The sequence below is a fragment of the Nocardia sp. NPDC057663 genome, from assembly GCF_042799895.1.
GTDB lineage: Bacteria > Actinomycetota > Actinomycetes > Mycobacteriales > Mycobacteriaceae > Nocardia.
On record NZ_JBHVHX010000004.1, the window covers coordinates 104,640 to 122,685 of the forward strand.

The window sequence follows — 18,046 nt, forward strand, 5'->3', positions numbered from 1 at the left end:
ATGATCCTCAGAACGGCGTGGTGGGCAGGTACTTGCCGTCGAGGGTGATGACGGCCCGTTCGCCGCCCTCGGGGTCGGCGACCTTGCGCACGTCGAGCGTGAAGTTGATCGCGCTGATGATGCCGTCGCCGAACTGTTCGTGCACGAGCGCCTTGAGGGTGGTGCCGTAGACCTGCAGCATTTCGTAGAAGCGGTAGATCGTCGGATCGGTCGGGATGCCGCCGGGGATCGAGCCGCGAGTGGGGATGGTCTGCAGCAGGGTCGCCGCCTCGCTGTCGAGGCCGAGCAGCTCGGCGACGGCCACCGCGGACTGCTCCGGCAGGGCGTGCTGACCGAGAACGGCGGCGGTGACGAACGCGACCGACAGGCCCGCGGCGTCGGCGATCTCCTGCCAGGTGAGGTCCTTCGCCGTCTTCGCGGCTACGGCGGTGGCGGCCAGGGACTGACGGACGGTGGGATCGAACTGTGCGTGCACCATGATGTGCGTTTCCTTTCTTCGGGGATTTCAGGCGGCTGGAGTGGTCGCGGGGCCTGCGCCCTCGACCACAGTGACCGCGCCGGAGCCGATGTCGAACACCCAGCCCTCGGCGCGCAGGGCGCCGTCGGCCAGCGCGCGGGCCACGGCGGGGTGGGTGGCCAGATTCGACAGCTGCGCAACGACATTGGCGCGCACGAGCGTCGACACGGGATCGGCTGCCGCGGCGCCGATCCGGGCGGCGGCGGCATCAGCGTGCCGCAGCCACTGGGCGATCGTCGGCATCGCGCTGAGATCGTGGCGCTCGGCGACCGCGGTCATCGCGCCGCAGCCGGAATGACCGCAGACGACGACCCGCGAGACGCCGAGCACCGCGACCGCGTATTCGATGCTGGCGGCGATCCCGTCGCCCCCGGGCGCGTAGGCGGGCACGAGGTTGCCCGCGGTGCGGATCACGAAGAGCTCGCCCGGCTCACTGCTGGTGATCAGCTCCGGCACGACGCGGGCGTCGGAGCAGCTGATGAACAGCGTGTGGGGTGTGTGGGTCGTCGCCAGTTCGGCGAAAAGCGCTGCCTTGCCGGGAAAGACGTCGTGCTGGAAGTGCGTGACGCCGTTCGCGAGGTCGGTCATGAATCGCTCCCTTCGGTGGGTGCCGGCTCGGTGTTGCTGATCGAGATCCAGCCTGCCCGTCAGGAGTTATAGGGTCCAATACCCAGTTCTAACCGTTTCGATTGTTGCCATCTATGACGCGAACTGGCCCGCCGCGTCCGCGGCGATCGTGGCGAAGGCACGCGCGGCGGCCGAGTGATAGGCGGTGCCGCGGCGCAGCAGTTCCACTGTGCGGCTCGGCAGTGCGGGTGCGAGCGCGACCGGTCGCAGGTCGGGGTGCGCGCGGGCGATCGCGTCGGGCAGGACGGTGCCGAGCGTGCCGCGGCGGGTGAACTCGACCAGGGCGCTGATCGAGTTCGCCTCGATCGCGATGCGCGGCGCGACACCGCAGTCGGCGAGATAGGCGTCGATGTGGGCGCGGGTCGCGAAGTCGCGGCTGAGCAGCGCCAGGGGCTGGACGGCGAGATCCTCGATCGGCAGCGGCCCCGCGTGCGTGGCCAGGGCGTGGTCCGCGCCGACGACCAGGCTCAGGTCCTCGGTGAACAGGGCCGTGCAGTCGATGCCCGCGGTGTGGGTGCCGCTGAACGCGATGCCCAGATCGAGGGCGTCGGCGAGCAGGTCCTCTTCGAGCCGGTCCTGGGTGGTCTCGGTGACCGCGACGGTGACATTCGGGTGCGCCCGGTGGAACCGGTCCATCAGCGGGCCGATGAGGTAGGCGGTGATCGTCGGTGTCATCGCCACGCGCAGGTGTCCCCTGGTCAGATCCTGCACATCGTGGACGGCCCGTTCGCCTGCCTCGAGGTCGCGCAACGCAGTGCGCGCGTGCTCGGCGTACACCTGGCCGGCATCGGTGAGGCGCACCGTCCGTCCGGAGCGGTCGAGCAATTGCACGCCCAGCAGCCGCTCGAGCTGTTTTATCTGCTGCGACAGCGTCGGCTGTGAGATGTGCAGCGCCTCGGCGGCCCGGGTGAAGTTCCCGTGGTCGGCGACGGCGAGCAGGTACCGGATATGGCGCAGCTCCATGGCCACCATGATAGATAGCGACTATCGAATCGATAAGGACCGCGAGGCAGCCTCTATCGACGGGGATTGCGCCGAGAACTACGCGGGATCGACGACGACCACGGTTCCGGTCGGTGCGTCGAGCAGGTCCACCGTGCGGGCGGCGGCCGAGTCGACATGAATGCGCGGGTGTTCCGGCGGGGTCGACTCGTAATAGGTTCCGGGGCCGTAGAACTGGCCGTAGCGCACCACGACGCCGCCCGCGTCGAGCACCGCGGCCTCGTGTGCGGCGATCACCGCGCCGCGGCCTGCGGGCGGCTGCCAGGCGATGCTCTGGGCGAGAAAGCGTTTCGCGCCCGCGGCGGCCGCGGCGGCGAGCAGATTCGCGGTGCCTTCGGTACGGATGCGTGCGTTCGCCTCTCCAGAGGTCGCCAGGTCGGCGACGTCGTCGGGGAGGTCGGTGAGCTGGTGCATGACCAGGTCGGGCGCGAAGTCGGTGACGGCGACGGCGAGGCCGGGCGCGTCATAGACGTCGTGCACGATCGGGTGTGCACCGATGGTGCGGATCGCTGCCGCCTTGGCCGGGGAGCGCGTCAGGCCCGCTACCTCGTGGCCCGCGCCGATCAGCAACGGCAGCAATCGTGTTCCGATGACGCCCGTGGCGCCGGCGAGAAAGATACGCACGCCCAGACTGTAGCCGGGGCCGCACGCCACGGGCCGGAGGTCAGGCTCCGATCACCGCGTTCATGATCGTGCCCGCGCTCGTCGCCACGGCGCCGCCCGCCATGGCACTGGCGATCATCTTCGGCGACTGTAGACCGCCGCCGCTCCACTTCTCCCAGGCGAATCGTCCGCCGCCGTAGGTGATGGCGGTGACGCCGGACAGCAGGATCATCCAGGTGAAGTACCGGCCCAACTGCAAGACCTTCTCCGCCATCGGCGGAGCTTCCGGTGTGGGATTGCCTACCTGCGCGAGAACGGCGCCGTCCAACACAGCCAGGATCATGCTCACGATCTGCTCCTTCGTCGGATGTTCGTGGTGAAGCCGATGTCGAGAACTCGTGACGCGGTAGAACCCAGATCTATTGAACATTCAATCTCAGGCCGCTTCGGTGACGCAGCCGACACTCCGCGACGAACATGACCGCCGTCACACGCGTCGAGCGGTGCCGCCGTCGCGCCCTGCCCCTACTATCGAAAGCACGGGGCTTGTCCAGAATCGGCGCAACGAGGCGCTGACCACCACCTTCATCGCTGAGCGCGCGCAGCGCGCCCTACATACGGTACCGCGAGGAGGGGCAAATGGCTTTCCTGATTTCGTTGATCTTCGCGTTTCTTCTGGTGACCGCAGCAGTGGTAGTGGCTTCTTACGCCACGGTTTTCCTGACCTATTGGCTTGAATCACGACGGATCCGTCGCGATCATACGGATCCGCAACCCGCACGCTGAGCTGTGCCCCGTTCTGACGATGCCCCGTGACCGACCCCGGTCGCGGGGCATCGTCGCCGGGCGGTCAGTGCGGTTCGAGACCCACCTGCGTGGCGATCACCGCCGCTTGCACGCGCGACTGCACGCCGAGTTTGGTCAGCACCCGGGAGACGTGCGTCTTCACGGTGGCCTCGCCGATGTGCAGGCGGCTGCCGATCTGCTGGTTCGACAGCCCGGCGCCCAGACCCGCGAGCACCTGCCGTTCGCGGTCTGTGAGGGCGGACAGGTCGGGTGGCGCGAGCGTCGTCGCCCGGGGCAGCGCGGCGATCACCGCGCGGGTCACCTTCGGGTCGAGCACCGCGTCACCGTCGGCCACGGCGAGGACGGCGCGAACCAGCTCGTCGCCCCCGACGGATTTGAGCAGGAAGCCGCTCGCGCCCGCCGAGAGCGCGCCGAGGACGTAGTCGTCGATGGCGAAGGTGGTGAGCACCAGCACCTTCGCGTCCGTTTCGGCGACCACCGCCGCGGTGGCCTCCAGCCCGTCGACGCGCGGCATACGCACGTCCATGAGCACCACGTCGGGACGCAGCGCGCGAGTCTGCTGGAGCGCGGCGACACCGTCGCCCGCCTCGCCGACGACCCGGATCTGCCCGGACGACTCGAGCAGCATGGTGATGCCCGCCCGGATCGTGGCATGATCGTCGGCCACCACCACGGTCACCGTCATCGGTCCCCCAGCGGAATCCGCGCCCGCACGCACCAGCTGCCGTCCTCGGCGCCCGCGGTGAGGGTGCCGTCCATCGATTCGGCGCGAAAGATCATGTTGCGCAATCCGTTTCCTTCCCCCTCGGGCCGACCCGGCGGAATCGGGTTCGAGGCCGTCATGACCACCCGGGTGGCGTCGCGGCGCACGTCGATCGCCAGCGGCGCGCCGGGCGCGTGCTTGGTCGCGTTCGCGATCGTCTCACCCAGGATGCGGGTGAGCACCGCTTCCACGGCGGTGGACAGCGGCAGGTCGGACTGCCGTTGCAGGGTCACCGTGCCACCGGCGGCCTCGGCGGCATCGATCAGCCCGTCCAGGGAGGAGAGCCGGGCCGTGACGGCGGTGTCGTCGGGCGAAGTCAGCAGGTCGATCGTCGCGCGCATCTCGTCGAGCGCGGCCAGGCTGCCCGCGCGGATCGACTGCAGGACGGCGGTATTGCCCGGGTCCTTCTGCGCTACCTCCGCCAGGATCGCGACCGCGGACAGGTGACCGGCCACCGTGTCGTGCAGGTCCCGGGCGACCCGCCTACGTTCGTCGCCGAGCGCGGCCGAGCGCTCGGCGTCACGCGCCGCGAGTTCGGCCCGGGCCGCGGAACGTTCCACGCCGACCATGCGGCGGGACGCGCGCACGGCCCGCGCGTAGCCCAGCGGCGACCAGGTGATCGCGACACCGATCAAGGCGGTGTAGAGCGCTGCTCTGAGCCCCAGCACGGCCAGCGCCAGCAGCGCCCCGCCCGCGGTCACCGCCACCGCGAACCCGGCGACCACCGCGCCGAGCCGGTCCGATCCGGTGCTGACGGCCAGGTAGATCACGTCGGACAGGGCGATCCACAGCGGCAACGACGGTCCGAACACGAAGTCGCCGGCCAGCAGGACGACCATCAGCCCGAAGGCGAGACCGGGTTTGCGTTGCGCCGTCAGCTGGATCGTGAAGGCCGCACACAACAGCGCCAGCTTCGCCACCGGTGGATACAGATCGCGGTCGATGACCACCGGCCAGCCGCCGGCGGCCCACAGCAACAACCCGACCAGGAACACCCCGGCGGCCGCCGCGGTCGCGCTGTCGAACACCTCCGCGAGCCGGGACAGGGGTGTGCGGGACGGAGGCATGCCCCATTTCAGCACACCGGGACCGCGCCCCGGGTCCCCCGAAAGGCGGACCACACCCGCGCCGTCAGCGGGACGACGGCGCACCGGTGTGCCCGGCACAGTGGGGAAATGGACGCATTGAACAATCCCGTACTGCTGACCATCGCCGCGTGCGAGGTCGGTTTCTGGGTGCTGGTGGTGGGCGGTCTGCTGCTGCGCTATGTCGTGCGGCTGCGCCGCGCCGGTCTGGTGACGCTGGCGCTGGTTCCGGTGCTGGACGTGGTCCTGGTGGTCGCGGTGGCCATCGACCTGCACCGGGGTGGCGAGGTGAGTTTCGCGCACCGGCTGGCCGGAATCTATCTCGGCTGCACGGTGATGTTCGGGCACCGGATGATCGAGTGGCTCGACGCGCGCTTCGCTTACCGCTTCGCCGGTGGACCCGCGCCGGTGCAGGTGCCGAAGTACGGGCCGGAACGCACCCGCAAGGAGTGGGCCGACTTCGCGCGCTGGCTCGGCGCTGCGGCCATCGCCGGCGCGCTCACGCTGGCACTGAGCTACACGGTGGCCGACGCACAGCAGCGCGAGCAGCTCATGGGCGTGTTCAGCTCATTGGGGGTCATCACCGTGATCTGGCTGCTCACCGGGCCGGTGTGGGTCACGGGGTCGCAGCGTGGCTGACCCGCACGAGCGAGGCCCCGGTACCGATTCGGTACCGGGGCATCGTGATTCCGGGCTCAGACGGCGGCGGGCGCCTTCTCGGTGACGACCGTCCCGATCCACGGCAGGACCGCGGATCGCACGTCGACGGTGCGCGGGAGCAGGCCGTTGGCGGCGAGCAGGTCGGCGGCGCGCTGCTGTTCGTCGAGGAAGTCCTCGCTCACCGGATGCACACCGAACGGGCGACCGCGTAGCGCGGCTTCCCAGGCGTCCAGATCGGCGGGCACGCCACGCGATTGCGCGTCGTCGACGAAGTACTGCGCCGCCGCGCGCGGGTTGGCGGAGATCCAGGCGTCGGACTCCTGCAGGGCGGCCAGTACCGCCTCGACCGCTGCCCGGTTGGCCTCGGCGAGGTCACGCCGGGTGAACCACAGCGACGGGTGGCTGAACACCGAGGCGGTGTCGACCAGTGTGGTCAGCTCGGTCGCGGCCTCGACCTCCCGCAGGCCTGGGTAGGTGCCGACCCAGGCGTCGAGGTCGCCGGACAGCAGGGCGGCGCCGCCACCGCGCACGTCGACATCGACCGGTTCGACATCGGACCAGGTCACACCGACCTGGTCGAGAGCGAACAGCAACAGCGTGGTCTGCCACGACCCGTGCGCGATACCGACCCGCTTGCCCCTCAAATCGGCCGCGGAGGTGATACCGCTCGCGGCTGTCGCCACCAGCCTGCCGTTCTCCACGCGCGGGCCCGAGATACCGAGGTACACGATGTCGCGCTGGTTCGCCAGCGCGGTCAGCGGCGGGGTGAAGCCGGTGCCGATGATGTCGTAGCCGCCCTCGGTGAACAGCCAGTCCGAATGCTCGCCGGGGAGGCCGGTTTTCGGGTCGACGCGCTCGGCCTGCGGCAGCGCCCGCAGGTCGACCCATTCGACATCGGGCAGCAGCCGTTCGAGCACACCGCGGTGACGCAGCACGAACAGCGAGTTGTTGTGCGGGAAGTACCCGACCCGAAGGCTCATCGCGCGTCTCCGATCAGGCCGAGGCGGCGGGCCTCGTCGGCCAGGCCGCTGCGGCTCCACTGCACCGCGAGGTTGGATGGATCGAATTCGACCGAGCCGCCGAGGGTTTCGGCGATGGCCTGGTACTGCGCGCCCTCCTCGAGCAGGACGACGAACTTCGCCAGCTCCAGCAGACCGGACCGGCCGAGCACATTGGCGCCGCCGTTGGCCTCGAAGATCGCGACCAGGTGCGGGTCGGTCTCGAGCTTGCTCAGGATGAAATCGCCCGCGCCGACGGTGCGGTCGATGTGCGGCGGGATCTCCCGGGACAGGGTCAGGCGCTGCGAGGCGGCGTAGCGGATCGGCAGGGTGCGGTGGGTCTGCGCCCAGCCGCCCAGCCACGGGGTGTGGATGTGCACGACGGAGGTGATCTCCGGATGCGCGCGGAACACCTTCGCGTAGCCGGTGACGAATCCGGCGGATCCCTTGCCGGACAGCACTTCTCCGTCGAAGGTGGCGACGACGGGTTCGACGGTGCGTTCGGCTGCCCACGGGCCGGGCTCGTCGAGGGCGACGGCGATCTCCTCGCCCGGCACCCGCTCGACGAAGTTGACGGTGCCGTTGCCGGTGACGGTGCCGGTCTCACGGAACACCCGGAACGCGGTCTCGGCGTCGCGGGTCGCCGCCTCGACGAAGGCCGTCACAGCCTCCGGCAGACGGGTTTCGGTGGTGGTCATCGGTGTCTCCTGCGTTATCGGGCCGTCGCGAGGACGGTGTCGGTGGACGGGGTGGTGAGCCGGGAGCGGCCGAGCAGTGGCAGCACTTCCTCGCCGACCCGGTAGGCCTCTTCCAGGTGCGGATTGCCCGCGAGGATGAAGGCGTCGACGCCGAGGTCGATCAGTTCGTCGAGCCGCTGCGCCACCTGCTCGTAGCTGCCGACGAGACCGAAGGCGGGGCCGCCGCGGATCAGGCTGAACCCGCACCAGACGTTGGGCTGGACTTCCAGATCGCGGTAGTCGGTGATGGTTTCGGGCACCCAGCCCGCGATCCTGGCCGCGCCGACCGAGTCACCCTGGGCGGCCCGGTTGGCGGCGTCGCGGTCGACGAAGGCCCAGCCCTTGTCGATCTCGGCCCAAGCCGCTTCCTCGGTGTGGCGGGCGACGATGTCGATACGGACGGCGAACTTCGGTGTGCGGCCGAGGCTTTCGGCATTGCGGCGGACACCGTCGAACTTGGTCCGCAGGTCCGCGAAGGGTTCGAGCCAGGACAGGTAGTAGTCGGCGTGGCGGCCTGCCGCGGCGACCGCAGCACCGGACGATCCCGAGAAATACACCTCGGGGAAGGGCTGACCGGCCAGGCCGGACGGGAGCGCCGCGCCGTCGGTGTGGAAGAAGCGGCCGTCGTGGTCGAACGGTTCGCCGTCCCACACGCCGCGCAGGACATCGAGGAATTCGCTGGTGCGGGCGTACCGGTCGTCGTGGGAAACCTTGTCGCCCCACCATAATTGGGCCGGTCCACCGCCGCCGCTGATGATGTTGTAGACCAGCCTGCCGCCGGTGGCGCGCTGTAGGCTCGCCGACATCCTGGCCGCCTGCACCGGGTGCAGGAAGCCGGGCTGGAAGGCGACCATGAAGCGGTAGGTGGTGGTCTCGGCGGCCAGTGCGGCGGCGACGGCCCACGGGTCGTCGGTCACCGGGAACGACGGGAGCAGCCCGCCCAGGAAGCCCGCCGATTCGGACGCTTTGGCCACCGCCGCGACGTGGTCGAGGTAGCTGTACTCGTCCAGTGCGCCACCACGGATGGCGGGGGCGATATTGCCGGGGCCGTAGCCGCCCGCGTTGCCGCGGTTGTAGCGGCGCGGGGTGCGCAGGGAGGCGTGGTCGCCTTCCATGCCGATGCGCCAGTAGACGTCGATGGTCATGCGGTGAGCTCCTGCGCGGTGGTGAGGGTGCGGCCTGCCGGGTCGGCGAGGAACAGCAGGTGTTCGCCCGCGCGGTGGATCTCCTCGATGTGCGGGTGACCGGAGAGCACGAAGGTCTGCACGCCGGCGATCTCGTAGACCGCGAGCTGGCGGGCCACCTGCTCGTAGCTGCCGACCAGGCCGATGCGCTGGTCGTAGCCGAGCGCGTCGAAGCCCGCCCAGCGGCCGTCGCCGAGGGCGTGCTCGGCCGCGGAGTCGGGACGGCCCAGCTCGTCCCACTGCCGGTGGACCCTGGCCCAGGCCTCGTCCTCGGTCTCCCTGGCAATGATCGGGAGGTCGAGCGCGATGCGCACCCGGCGGCCCGCGTTGACGGCCCGCTCCCCCAGTTCCGCTGCGACACGCGAGATTCCGTCCGGCTCCTCGCCGAAGACGTGGACGTCGCCGTGCGCGGCCGACAGCTCCAGTGCCGCTTCCGACGTGCCGCTCAGGTGGACTGCCGGAAACGGCAGACCGGACAGAATGCCGCGGAAGCCACCGTCGACGACGTCGTAGTACTGCCCCGCGTACTCGAATCCGGTGCCCGCGAATCCCGCTGCGCCGATCTCGGTTTCGTTCCAGACGCCGCGGGCGACGGTCAGGAATTCCGCCGCACGCCGGTAGCGTTCGTCGCCGCTGACGCGGTCACCGCGGGCATACGCCTCGGCTGCCTCGGTATCGACAGCGAGCCGCCAGTTCAGCCGCCCGGCCGAGTGCCGCTGCAGAGTGGCCGAGATCTTGGCCGCGTACACCGGGGTGCCGAACGCGGGCTGGAATTCCACGGTGACCTGCGCGTAGCGGGTGGCCCGCAGGGCAGCGCCCGCGACGATCCAGGATTCCTCGCCGAACGGGTCATAGGGCGCGAGCACGCCGTCGAAGCCGTTCAGTTCCGCGGCGTCGACGATCTGGGCGAGATCGTCGAACGGACCGAAGCGACCGGGACGTACATCGGTGGCCTCGGTGCGCGGCGCCTGCGGACCGAAGCCGCCGCGTCCGCGCAGTGCGGGTTCGGCGCGGCGACCATCGCCGCGGCTGGGCAGTTTCCAGACGAACTCGCTCATGCGGGCACCCGCTCGGCGGCGACGAGTTCCTGCGCGCGAGCCAACGGCTCAGGGGCGACCCAGGATTCGAGATCGAAGTCCGCGGCCAGGAAACCGTGGGTGTAGAGGAACTGCTTCTGCACGCCGAGCAACTCGACGCGTTCGTCGGTGAGCGACGGGTGCAGACCTCGATGGAATTCGTCACCGTAGGCGGCGGCGACACCCTCGGGGCCGGACAGTGTTTCGCGTTGCAGCACCGCGCGGACACCGTCGAGGTCACCGGCAGCCCAGTCGGCGGCGCGCAGGCTCTGCGCGAGGAAGCCGACGACGACCTCCGGGCGGGATTCGAGCAGGTCCGCGTGCACGGTGATCGGGCGCGGGGTGCCGTTGTTGACGCGCAGACGCCTGGTCGCCGAGGCGTCCAGGTCGACCGCGACGCGCAGCCCGTTCTCCTGCGCCACCTCCTGGGCGCGAGCGCCCTTGACGTAGATGGCGTCGACCTTCCCGGCCAGCAACTCCGCCACACCCCAGGTGGTCGACCGCCGTGCGGTCTGGATCTCGGTGCGCACCTGCGGATCCCGCTCGACGTCGAGTTCGGTGACCCGGACGTCGGCGAGGGTCAGCCCGGCCGGGCGCAGCGCGTTGGCGAAGCCGTGCAACGCCATCGCCCGCGGGAAGCTCCGGGCCTGATCCTGCGCCCAGGCCGGCACGCCCACTCGCAGCCCGGCCAGACCGGCGGCGTCGGCGACCGGCGAATCGGGGCCGACCAGAATCGCCTGCGATTCGTCGATCCAGGTGAGGCCGATCAGCCGGGTCGGCGAGCCCTGGGCGCGGGCGGCCAGCGCGGGCACGTTGCCGCCCTCGCGGATCAGACCGGACAGGTCGTGCAGGAAGTGGTGGCCGGCGAGTTCGGGGCCCGCGTCCTGCAGGACGCCGAACTCGAGGCCCGCGCTCGCCGCAGTCTCACCCAGCCAGCCGAGGCTGTGCGCGAGGCCGCTCGCGGTCGGCACGGGGCAGCGGGTGTACCACAGGGTTTCGGTCATGACTGGCTCCTGGTGTGTGGTCCGACGCCGAGTTGGGCGAGGAATTGCGTTCGGTAACCGAGGGTTTCGGGGGCCGCGTGATCCCGCGGCTGGGGCAGGTCGATGACTTCGTCGACGGCGAAGCGGCCGTGGTCGAGGATGATCACCCGATCGGCGAGCCGGATCGCCTCGTCGACATCGTGGGTGACCATGAGGACGGCGGGGCGGTGCCGGGCGACGAGATCGCCGACCAGGTCCTGCATCTGGAGCCGGGTCAGCGCGTCCAGCGCCGCGAACGGCTCGTCGAGCAGCAGCAGCTCCGGTTCCCTGACCAGTGCCCTGGCCAGGGCGGCGCGCTGGGCCTCACCGCCGGACAGGGTGGCGGGCCACTGCCCGGCCTTGCCGTCGAGGTGCACTTCGCGCAGTGCCCGCAGACCGGCTTCCCGTTGCGCCTTGGTGCGGCGCAGGCCGACGATCACATTGGCCAGCACCCGCTTCGACGGGATCAGCCGGGGCTCCTGGTAGACGGTCGTGCGGCGGGCGGGTACCAGCACTTTTCCGGCGTCGGGTACTTCGAGGCCGGTGAGCAGGCGCAGCAGGGTGGTCTTGCCGGTGCCGCTCGGACCGAGCAGCACGACGAACTCGCCCCGGCGGATGGTCAGGTCGACTCCGTCGAGAACCGTCTTGTCGCCGAAGGCTTTCCGCAGTCCGGTGATCGAGACCGCCACCGGCGCCTGCGCCTCGACCGTCTCCCGCAGGGGCGCGGCTGTTGTCGTGGTCATCGGATCGCCACCTGCTTCCGCCAGGGCATCGCGTAGCGTTCCGCGAGCCGCACGAGTGCGTCGAACACCAGACCGAGCAGCGCGTAGAGCACCACGCACAGCACCATGTAGTCGGTGCGGTTGTATTCCTGGGCCAGCGTCACCAGGTAGCCGACGCCCTGCTGGGTGCCCACCTGTTCGGCGGCGATCAGGCCGGTGATGCTGATCGACAGGCATACCCGCAGCGCCATCAGGATGCCGGGCAGTGCCGCGGGCACGATCACCTCGGCGACGAGCCGGGCGCCGGTGAGACCGAAGCTGCGGGCCGCCTCGACCATCTTGCGGTCGACGTTGCGCACGCCCAGATAGGTGTAGGCGTACATGGGCGCGGTGGTCGCCACCGCGATCAACAGCACCTTGTACAGCTCGTCGATGCCGAACCACGAGATGAACAGCGGTACCAGCGCGAGAAACGGAACCGCGCGCACGATCTGCATGGTCGAGTCGACCAGTTCCTCGCCCAGGCTGGACAGGCCCGACAGCAGGCCGAGCACCAGCCCGACGGAGACGCCGATCGCGACGCCGGCGGCGGCCCGGCCGAACGAGGCGAGCGCGAAATCGACCAGTTGGCCGCTGTCGAGCAGTTCCAGGAAGGCCGACCAGACCGCACTGGGACCCGCGATCACGCGCGGCGAGATCACGCCGCTCGCCGACCCCGCCCACCATGCCAGCACGATGGCGGCGGGGAGCGCGGCGCGCAGGCCCAGCGACAACCACCGGGGTCGCTGCCCGGTCACCCGGGCCCGTGGCGGAGCCAGTTCGAGGGTGGTCATCTCACTTTTCCTTCAGTGCGGCCAGCTGCTCCGGGCTGAGCTTGGAGCGCAGGTCGTAGAAGATGTCGGCGGCGGTGATCCGGCGGCTGATGACGCCGTTGTCGGCGAAGGTGTTCACGACATCGGCGAGGTCGGCGGCATCGGAGTCGGCGGGCAGACGCGGCACGGTGACCTCACCACCTACCCTGATGGCATCGGCGAGGCGATCACCGGTGAGCGCGCGCGGCCCGGTCTTCTCGAAGACATTCTCGAAATCGGCGGGCGCGGCCTTCTGCTTCGCCGTAAGTCCCTGCAGCACTTCCAGATACTTCGCGGCGACGTCCGGGCGCTGTTCGAGGACCTCGGTACGGAACACGACGACGGTGTTGTCGTTGGAGCCGATCGACTTCTCGGTCGCGATCTCGCGCGCCCCCGCGGCCTTGGCCTCCTGGTACGGCACCAGGAACGAGGCCCAGGCGTCGACCTTGCCGGTGGCGAACGCCGAGGCGGCGTCCTTCTGCTGCAGCGGCACCCTGGTCACCTTGTCGGCCGGAATCCCGGCCTGTGCCAAGGCTTTCAGGGTGATGTACTCGCCCTTGCCCGCAGGATTCACCGCGATGCGCTTGCCCACCAACCCCGCCACCGAGGTCACCCCGGACTCGGGGGTGACGACGATCCCGCTCTGGTCCTGACCGGCCGGATCGGCCACGGCGACGATCTTCACGCCGACGTCCTTGGACAGCGCACCGACGACGGGACTGAAGGCGGCGCCCGAGACGTCGAGCTCCTTGGTGTTGAACAGCTTCAGGTTGGAGCTGAAACCGGGTGTGGTGGTGACCCATTGGATCTTCGCGCCGAGCGGGGCCAGCGCAGCGTCGAAGGTGCCGTCGCGCTTGCCGACCGCCAGCGGACCGGTATTGCCCGGGTCGGTCACCTTGAGCACGAACGAGGCCTGGGCACCCTGCTCGGGCGTGGAGCCGGAGCCACACGCCGCGACGAGGGCGACGACGGGGGCGATCGCGAGGGCGATCCGCGAGAAGGCCGGCAGCCTGCGGGACATCGGGGCTCCTGTTCGGGGAAGGGCGGGTGATGCCTTCGCAGCGTAGGAGCGGTACCGGCGCCGAACGAGGTATGTCTTTCCATGGATCGGAAAGCTTGACAGGGAACGATCGGGCGATCTATGGCGAATCGCCAGGGGTAGCGCGCAATTCCTTTCCGTAGAGCGGAAAGCTCGTGCCTATTTCCGTTGATCGCCTGTGTTACCGTCGATTCCGTGGAGACCTCCAGCGTGCAGACCGTGACCCGGGCCCTGTCGGTACTCGATTGCTTCCGCGGCGGCGAAGAACGGGGCGTCTCGGAAGTCGCACGCGCACAGGGCCTGGCGGTGAGCACCACTCACCGCTTACTCGGGGCGCTCGTACAGGCCGGATTCCTCGAGAAGGACGCCGAGTCGAGCCGCTACCGTATGGGCGGCGCACTCGCCGAATACGGCCAGATCGCCTACCGCCAGCACAGGATCTACCTCGCCGAGCCCTACCTCGAACAGCTCGCGGCCACCACCGGCGCCACCGGCTCGGTGGCCACCCGCCACGGCATCCACGCGGTGCTGCTCGGCACCAGCCGGTGGCGCGAGAGCGACGGCCACGAACTGCAGGGCGTGCGACTGCCGCTGCACGCGAGCGCGCTCGGCAAGGCACTGCTGGCCTGGTCCGACGTCACCGACGACGAATTGCGTTCTCTCCCTTACGAAGAGGGCACGGAACGGTCGGTGTCGAGCGCTGCGGAGTTGCGCGCGGAACTGGTCGCGACGCGCGCGCGTGGCTACGCGTTCAACGATCGCGAACTCGATCCCGGGTATCGCACCATCGGCATGCCGATCCTCGACCCGCAGGGCCGCTGCCGCTTTGCCCTCGGGCTGCGCGGTCCGGTCACGCTGATGATCGATGAGCGGGTGCCGTTCTTCGTCGAACTCGCCAAAGTGACAGCGGCCGACATCGCGGCCACGTTCACCGCCGCATCGGACTGACGATCAATCTCATGAAGGGAGCGGCGGTGGCGACCGATACCGCACGTCCCGCAGTCGGACTGCGCTCCGAGCGCGGCGCGATTCTGGCCTCGCTGATGATGGCGACGAGTTTGGTCGCACTCGATTCCACGATCATCGCGACCGGCGTGCTGACCATCACCGCCGACCTCGGTGGGTTCGCGCTGTTCCCGTGGTTGTTCTCGATCTATCTGCTCACCCAGGCCGTCACAGTGCCGATCTACGGCAAGATCGCCGACACCCTCGGCCGGAAACCGGTGATCCTGTTCGGGATCGCGGTGTTCGCGCTCGGCTCGCTGTTGTGCGGGCTGGCGACGAGCATGGTGGCGCTGATCGTGTTCCGGGCGATCCAGGGCATCGGCGCGGGCGCGGTGCAGCCGATGACGATGGTCATCGCCAGTGACCTCTACACCTTGCCCGAGCGCGCGAAGGTGCAGGGTTATCTGGCCGGCGTGTGGGCCGGGTCCGCGGTGCTGGGCCCGCTGCTCGGCGGCACCTTCGCCGATTTCGCGAGCTGGCGCTGGATCTTCCTGGTCAACCTGCCGTTGGCGGCGATTGCCGGAATCATGCTCCTGCGCAACTTCACCGAGACCGCACCGCGCGGTCCACGCCGCCAGGTCGACTATCTCGGCGCGGCACTGCTCACGCTGGGCGCGGGCGCGCTGATCCTCGCGCTGCTCGAGGGCGGACAGTCGTGGGCGTGGAACTCCCCGATGAGTCTCGCGCTGTTCGCGGGCAGCGCCGTCGTGCTGGTCGTGTTCGGGCTCGTCGAGCGCCGCGCCCCCGATCCGATTCTGCCGCTGTGGATCTTCACCCGGCGCGTGGTCGTCGCGGCGAGCGCGGTGTCGGTGCTCATCGGCGCGATCGTCCTCGGCCTCACCTCCTACGTGCCGACCTTCGCCCAGGGTGTCCTCGGCACCACCGCGACGATCGCCGGGCTGACCGTCGGCGCGCTGACCATCGGCTGGCCGATCACCGCCTCGCAGGCGGGTACGCTGTATCTACGGTTCGGCTTCCGCACGACCGCGCTGATCGGCAGCGCGATCGCGCTCGTCGGCTGTGCCGCCCTGCTGCCGATCGGCGCGCACGCGAACCCCTGGCAGATCGCGGGGACCTGCTTCCTCATCGGCGCAGGCATGGGCCTGGTCGCCAATCCCACCCTGATCGCGGCGCAGACCAGCGCGGCGTGGTCGGAGCGCGGCGTGGTCACCTCGGCGACCATGTTCGCCCGGTCCATCGGCAGCGCGGTCGGTGTCGCGGTGTTCGGCGCGATCGTCAATGCCCAGGTCGGCACCGTCGACCGACCGGATCCCGGCGAACTCGCCCACGCCATCCACCTGGTGTTCGTCACCCTGCTCGTCATGGCGGTCGCGCTGTCGGCAGCCGCGCTGACGATGCCGGGCACACGGACACCGACGGGGTGACGACACCGGTATCGTCGAGGCGTGTGGGGAACTGGGGACTCGACTGATCAGGCTGCTCGTCGCGCGCGACGGGCGAGTTCGTTCGGGGCGCAGGCCGCCGTCTATGCCGAGCATCGGCCGGACTATGCGGCGGCAGGCATCCGGTGGGTGCTGGAGCCGCTCGGCGCGAAAGACGTTCCCGCCGTGCTGGATCTGGGTGCCGGTACGGGCAAGCTCACCGACGGACTTCTGGCTGCCGGCGCCGAGGTGATCGCCGTCGAACCCGACGAGGCGATGCGCGCCGAGCTCGTTCGCCGGTACCCGTCGGTGACCGCGCTGTCCGGTACGGCAGAGGACATTCCGCTGCCGGACGGGTCGGTGGACGCCGTGCTGGCCGGGCAGGCGTTCCACTGGTTCGACCAGGCGCGCGCGTTCCCCGAGATCGCCCGGGTGCTGCGGCCGGGTGGTGTGTTCGCCGCGTTCTGGAACATCGAGGACAATCGCGTCGCGTGGGTGGCCGGGCTCCAGCGCACCGTGCGATCGGACGCGTCCTTCCCGCTGCCCGCGGCGGACGAGGGGCTCCCCGAGCATCCACTGTTCACCCCGTTCGAGCGGGCGGAGTTCCCGCATACGCATCGGCGGACCGCTGATTCCCTGGTGCTCACCATCGGCACGCACTCGCACACCATGGTCATTCCCTCCGATCAGCGCGCCGCCCTGCTCGGCCGGATCCGGGACTACCTGCGCGCGACACCGGAGACCGCCGAGGGCGAGTTCGACTACCCCCTGCGCACCGAGGTGATCCGCGCGGTGCTGCGCGGATCACCGCAGCGCTGAACGGCTTTCAGCTGGCGCGTTCCTCCAGCCCGCGCACCACATCGACGACCTCGCCCGGCGCGAACTCGACGACACGACGCACCCGCGAATTCGCCACCGGTGCGAGGTCGACGACGATCGGCTCACCGGCGCCTGCCTGAACGATCGCGGTGATCCGGTCCTGCAGGAAGCCGCCGTCGGGAACGGCGACCCGGATGACGTCACCCACCGTGAGCGCCTCGGCGCGGACCGGGCCGCCGAACGCGGCGGTGGGGTCGAAGGTGCCGCAGCGGGTGTGCCCGGTCGTCGCGCCGAGTCCACGTTCGGCGATGGTCCACCACACCGGCGATTCCGGTTCGCCGGCGCCGACCCGCGCGTGCCAGGCCAGCACCCGGTCGCGTTCGGCCTCGGCGGCCGCACGGGTCTCGTGCAGCGAGACCTGTCGGCGGACCGGGGCACTGCGTGATCGCGTGGTGCCCGCGGCGCCGTCGATCACCAGGATCCAGCGGGCGCCGGCCGCGTCGTCACGACGAGCCGAGACCCGTTTGGCCAGTGCCAGTCCCGGTGTCGCGCCCAGCTGATCGGCGGCCTCCTCGATGCTCTCGACCAGCCCGAGCGCGCGCAGCAGCTCGGCCACCGACAGCTCCGAGGTGCCCAGTTCCTGGGCGAGCGCCGTCATCGGTGTGCGTCTGCGCCAGCCGATACGGGCGCAGTGTTCGTGCCGGGTGAACCACAATCCGCTGCGGGTGCGGCGGTGGTGGTCGACCACCACCGCCCACCAGTCCCACTCCGGTTCGGCGACCAGGCGCCCGCGAATCCATCGTTCGCGCTCGGCCGTCGACACCCGTTCCTCCGGTGGCACGAAATTGCGGAGGGCGGCGCGCACCGCGGATTCGGTGCGCCCCACCGTCCGCGCGGTACGCGCCAGATCGGCCCCGGCCCGCAAGTCGTCGGCCAGTATCCGGTATTCCGATTCACGCCAGGTGGTTCCATGCCTGCTCGGTGGCAGCAGATCGCCACGGTCGATGTCACTCATCCCGTGCCCCCGTTCTCGCACCGCCCGGCCACACTCGCGCCGGGCTCGTTTGTGTGACCCTTCGACGATACCGGTGGGGTATGACAGAAAACGCTTGTCTGCCAGCGGCTTTCCAGCAAACGGGGGGGGTGT

General features: G+C 70.0%; 21 protein-coding genes. 5 read left to right on the forward strand and 16 right to left on the reverse strand.

The features are described 5' to 3' along the window. Window positions 1-7: 7 nt before the first annotated feature. The 5 genes from cynS to ACFVAV_RS11745 all read right to left on the reverse strand — a co-directional run bounded on the left by cynS (window position 8) and on the right by ACFVAV_RS11745 (window position 3,092). Window positions 8-478, reverse strand: a complete 471-nt coding sequence (gene cynS / locus ACFVAV_RS11725; RefSeq protein WP_379033858.1) for a cyanase — start codon at window positions 476-478, stop codon at window positions 8-10. A 27-nt stretch (window positions 479-505) separates the two neighbouring features. Then, window positions 506-1,105: a carbonic anhydrase gene (locus tag ACFVAV_RS11730; protein WP_379033860.1), complete on the reverse strand. Its 600-nt coding sequence runs from the start codon at window positions 1,103-1,105 to the stop codon at window positions 506-508. Window positions 1,106-1,216: 111 nt separating this feature from the next. Then, the gene (gene cynR, locus ACFVAV_RS11735; RefSeq protein ID WP_379033862.1) at window positions 1,217-2,107 is read right to left on the reverse strand and encodes a transcriptional regulator CynR; all 891 of its coding nucleotides are present in this window, start codon (window positions 2,105-2,107) and stop codon (window positions 1,217-1,219) included. 78 nt (window positions 2,108-2,185) lie between these two features. Beyond that, window positions 2,186-2,770, reverse strand: coding sequence for an NAD-dependent epimerase/dehydratase family protein (locus tag ACFVAV_RS11740; RefSeq protein ID WP_379033864.1), 585 nt, complete (start codon window positions 2,768-2,770; stop codon window positions 2,186-2,188). Between the two features lie 40 nt (window positions 2,771-2,810). Then, window positions 2,811-3,092, reverse strand: a complete 282-nt coding sequence (locus ACFVAV_RS11745; protein ID WP_379034543.1) for a hypothetical protein — start codon at window positions 3,090-3,092, stop codon at window positions 2,811-2,813. A gap of 296 nt (window positions 3,093-3,388) precedes the next feature. Here ACFVAV_RS11745 and ACFVAV_RS11750 point away from each other — a divergent pair, with 296 nt between their 5' ends. Then, a complete protein-coding gene (locus tag ACFVAV_RS11750) occupies window positions 3,389-3,535 on the forward strand; it encodes a hypothetical protein (protein ID WP_379033866.1) in 147 nt (48 codons plus the stop codon). 64 nt (window positions 3,536-3,599) lie between these two features. On the opposite strand, the gene ACFVAV_RS11755 is transcribed toward ACFVAV_RS11750, so the two are convergent. Then, window positions 3,600-4,241 carry a response regulator gene (locus ACFVAV_RS11755; protein WP_379033868.1) on the reverse strand — a complete coding sequence of 214 codons (642 nt, stop codon included), beginning with the start codon at window positions 4,239-4,241 and terminating at the stop codon, window positions 3,600-3,602. Beyond that, complete coding sequence (locus ACFVAV_RS11760) at window positions 4,238-5,485, reverse strand: sensor histidine kinase (protein ID WP_379033870.1); 1,248 nt, start codon at window positions 5,483-5,485, stop codon at window positions 4,238-4,240. The genes ACFVAV_RS11755 and ACFVAV_RS11760 overlap by 4 nt, the downstream gene beginning before the upstream one ends. A 9-nt stretch (window positions 5,486-5,494) precedes the next feature. Between ACFVAV_RS11760 and ACFVAV_RS11765 the strand changes: the two genes are divergently transcribed. Next, window positions 5,495-6,043 carry a hypothetical protein gene (locus ACFVAV_RS11765; protein WP_379033872.1) on the forward strand — a complete coding sequence of 183 codons (549 nt, stop codon included), beginning with the start codon at window positions 5,495-5,497 and terminating at the stop codon, window positions 6,041-6,043. A 56-nt stretch (window positions 6,044-6,099) separates the two neighbouring features. Here the strand turns inward: ACFVAV_RS11765 and ACFVAV_RS11770 are convergent, their stop codons facing one another. Genes ACFVAV_RS11770 through ACFVAV_RS11805 form a run of 8 tightly spaced genes read right to left on the reverse strand, consistent with a single transcriptional unit; the run spans window position 6,100 to window position 13,675 of the window. After that, on the reverse strand, window positions 6,100-7,044 hold the full coding sequence (locus tag ACFVAV_RS11770; RefSeq protein ID WP_379033874.1) for an ABC transporter substrate-binding protein: 945 nt from the start codon (window positions 7,042-7,044) through the stop codon (window positions 6,100-6,102). Then, complete coding sequence (locus ACFVAV_RS11775; protein ID WP_379033876.1) at window positions 7,041-7,760, reverse strand: class II aldolase/adducin family protein; 720 nt, start codon at window positions 7,758-7,760, stop codon at window positions 7,041-7,043. Before ACFVAV_RS11775 ends, ACFVAV_RS11770 begins: the two co-directional genes overlap by 4 nt. 14 nt (window positions 7,761-7,774) lie before the next feature. Beyond that, entirely contained in the window at window positions 7,775-8,944 is a 1,170-nt protein-coding gene (locus tag ACFVAV_RS11780; protein ID WP_379033878.1) for an LLM class flavin-dependent oxidoreductase, read from the reverse strand. Next, entirely contained in the window at window positions 8,941-10,041 is a 1,101-nt protein-coding gene (locus tag ACFVAV_RS11785; RefSeq protein WP_379033880.1) for an LLM class flavin-dependent oxidoreductase, read from the reverse strand. The genes ACFVAV_RS11780 and ACFVAV_RS11785 overlap by 4 nt, the downstream gene beginning before the upstream one ends. Continuing rightward, complete coding sequence (locus tag ACFVAV_RS11790) at window positions 10,038-11,063, reverse strand: ABC transporter substrate-binding protein (RefSeq protein WP_379033882.1); 1,026 nt, start codon at window positions 11,061-11,063, stop codon at window positions 10,038-10,040. The genes ACFVAV_RS11785 and ACFVAV_RS11790 overlap by 4 nt, the downstream gene beginning before the upstream one ends. Then, window positions 11,060-11,824 carry an ABC transporter ATP-binding protein gene (locus ACFVAV_RS11795; RefSeq protein ID WP_379033885.1) on the reverse strand — a complete coding sequence of 255 codons (765 nt, stop codon included), beginning with the start codon at window positions 11,822-11,824 and terminating at the stop codon, window positions 11,060-11,062. The genes ACFVAV_RS11790 and ACFVAV_RS11795 overlap by 4 nt, the downstream gene beginning before the upstream one ends. Further along, window positions 11,821-12,636 (reverse strand): ABC transporter permease, encoded by an 816-nt coding sequence (locus ACFVAV_RS11800; protein WP_379033887.1) that lies wholly within the window; start codon window positions 12,634-12,636, stop codon window positions 11,821-11,823. Before ACFVAV_RS11800 ends, ACFVAV_RS11795 begins: the two co-directional genes overlap by 4 nt. Before the next feature lies 1 nt (window position 12,637). Then, the gene (locus ACFVAV_RS11805; protein WP_379033889.1) at window positions 12,638-13,675 is read right to left on the reverse strand and encodes an NrtA/SsuA/CpmA family ABC transporter substrate-binding protein; all 1,038 of its coding nucleotides are present in this window, start codon (window positions 13,673-13,675) and stop codon (window positions 12,638-12,640) included. 213 nt (window positions 13,676-13,888) lie between these two features. Between ACFVAV_RS11805 and ACFVAV_RS11810 the strand changes: the two genes are divergently transcribed. Genes ACFVAV_RS11810 through ACFVAV_RS11820 form a run of 3 tightly spaced genes read left to right on the forward strand, consistent with a single transcriptional unit; the run spans window position 13,889 to window position 16,899 of the window. After that, on the forward strand, window positions 13,889-14,641 hold the full coding sequence (locus ACFVAV_RS11810; protein ID WP_379033891.1) for an IclR family transcriptional regulator: 753 nt from the start codon (window positions 13,889-13,891) through the stop codon (window positions 14,639-14,641). Between the two features lie 26 nt (window positions 14,642-14,667). After that, window positions 14,668-16,083 carry an MFS transporter gene (locus ACFVAV_RS11815; protein WP_379034545.1) on the forward strand — a complete coding sequence of 472 codons (1,416 nt, stop codon included), beginning with the start codon at window positions 14,668-14,670 and terminating at the stop codon, window positions 16,081-16,083. A 21-nt stretch (window positions 16,084-16,104) separates the two neighbouring features. Continuing rightward, the gene (locus ACFVAV_RS11820; RefSeq protein WP_379033893.1) at window positions 16,105-16,899 is read left to right on the forward strand and encodes a class I SAM-dependent methyltransferase; all 795 of its coding nucleotides are present in this window, start codon (window positions 16,105-16,107) and stop codon (window positions 16,897-16,899) included. A gap of 7 nt (window positions 16,900-16,906) precedes the next feature. On the opposite strand, the gene ACFVAV_RS11825 is transcribed toward ACFVAV_RS11820, so the two are convergent. Then, window positions 16,907-17,914: a hypothetical protein gene (locus ACFVAV_RS11825; RefSeq protein ID WP_379033895.1), complete on the reverse strand. Its 1,008-nt coding sequence runs from the start codon at window positions 17,912-17,914 to the stop codon at window positions 16,907-16,909. Between the last annotated feature and the right edge of the window lie 132 nt (window positions 17,915-18,046).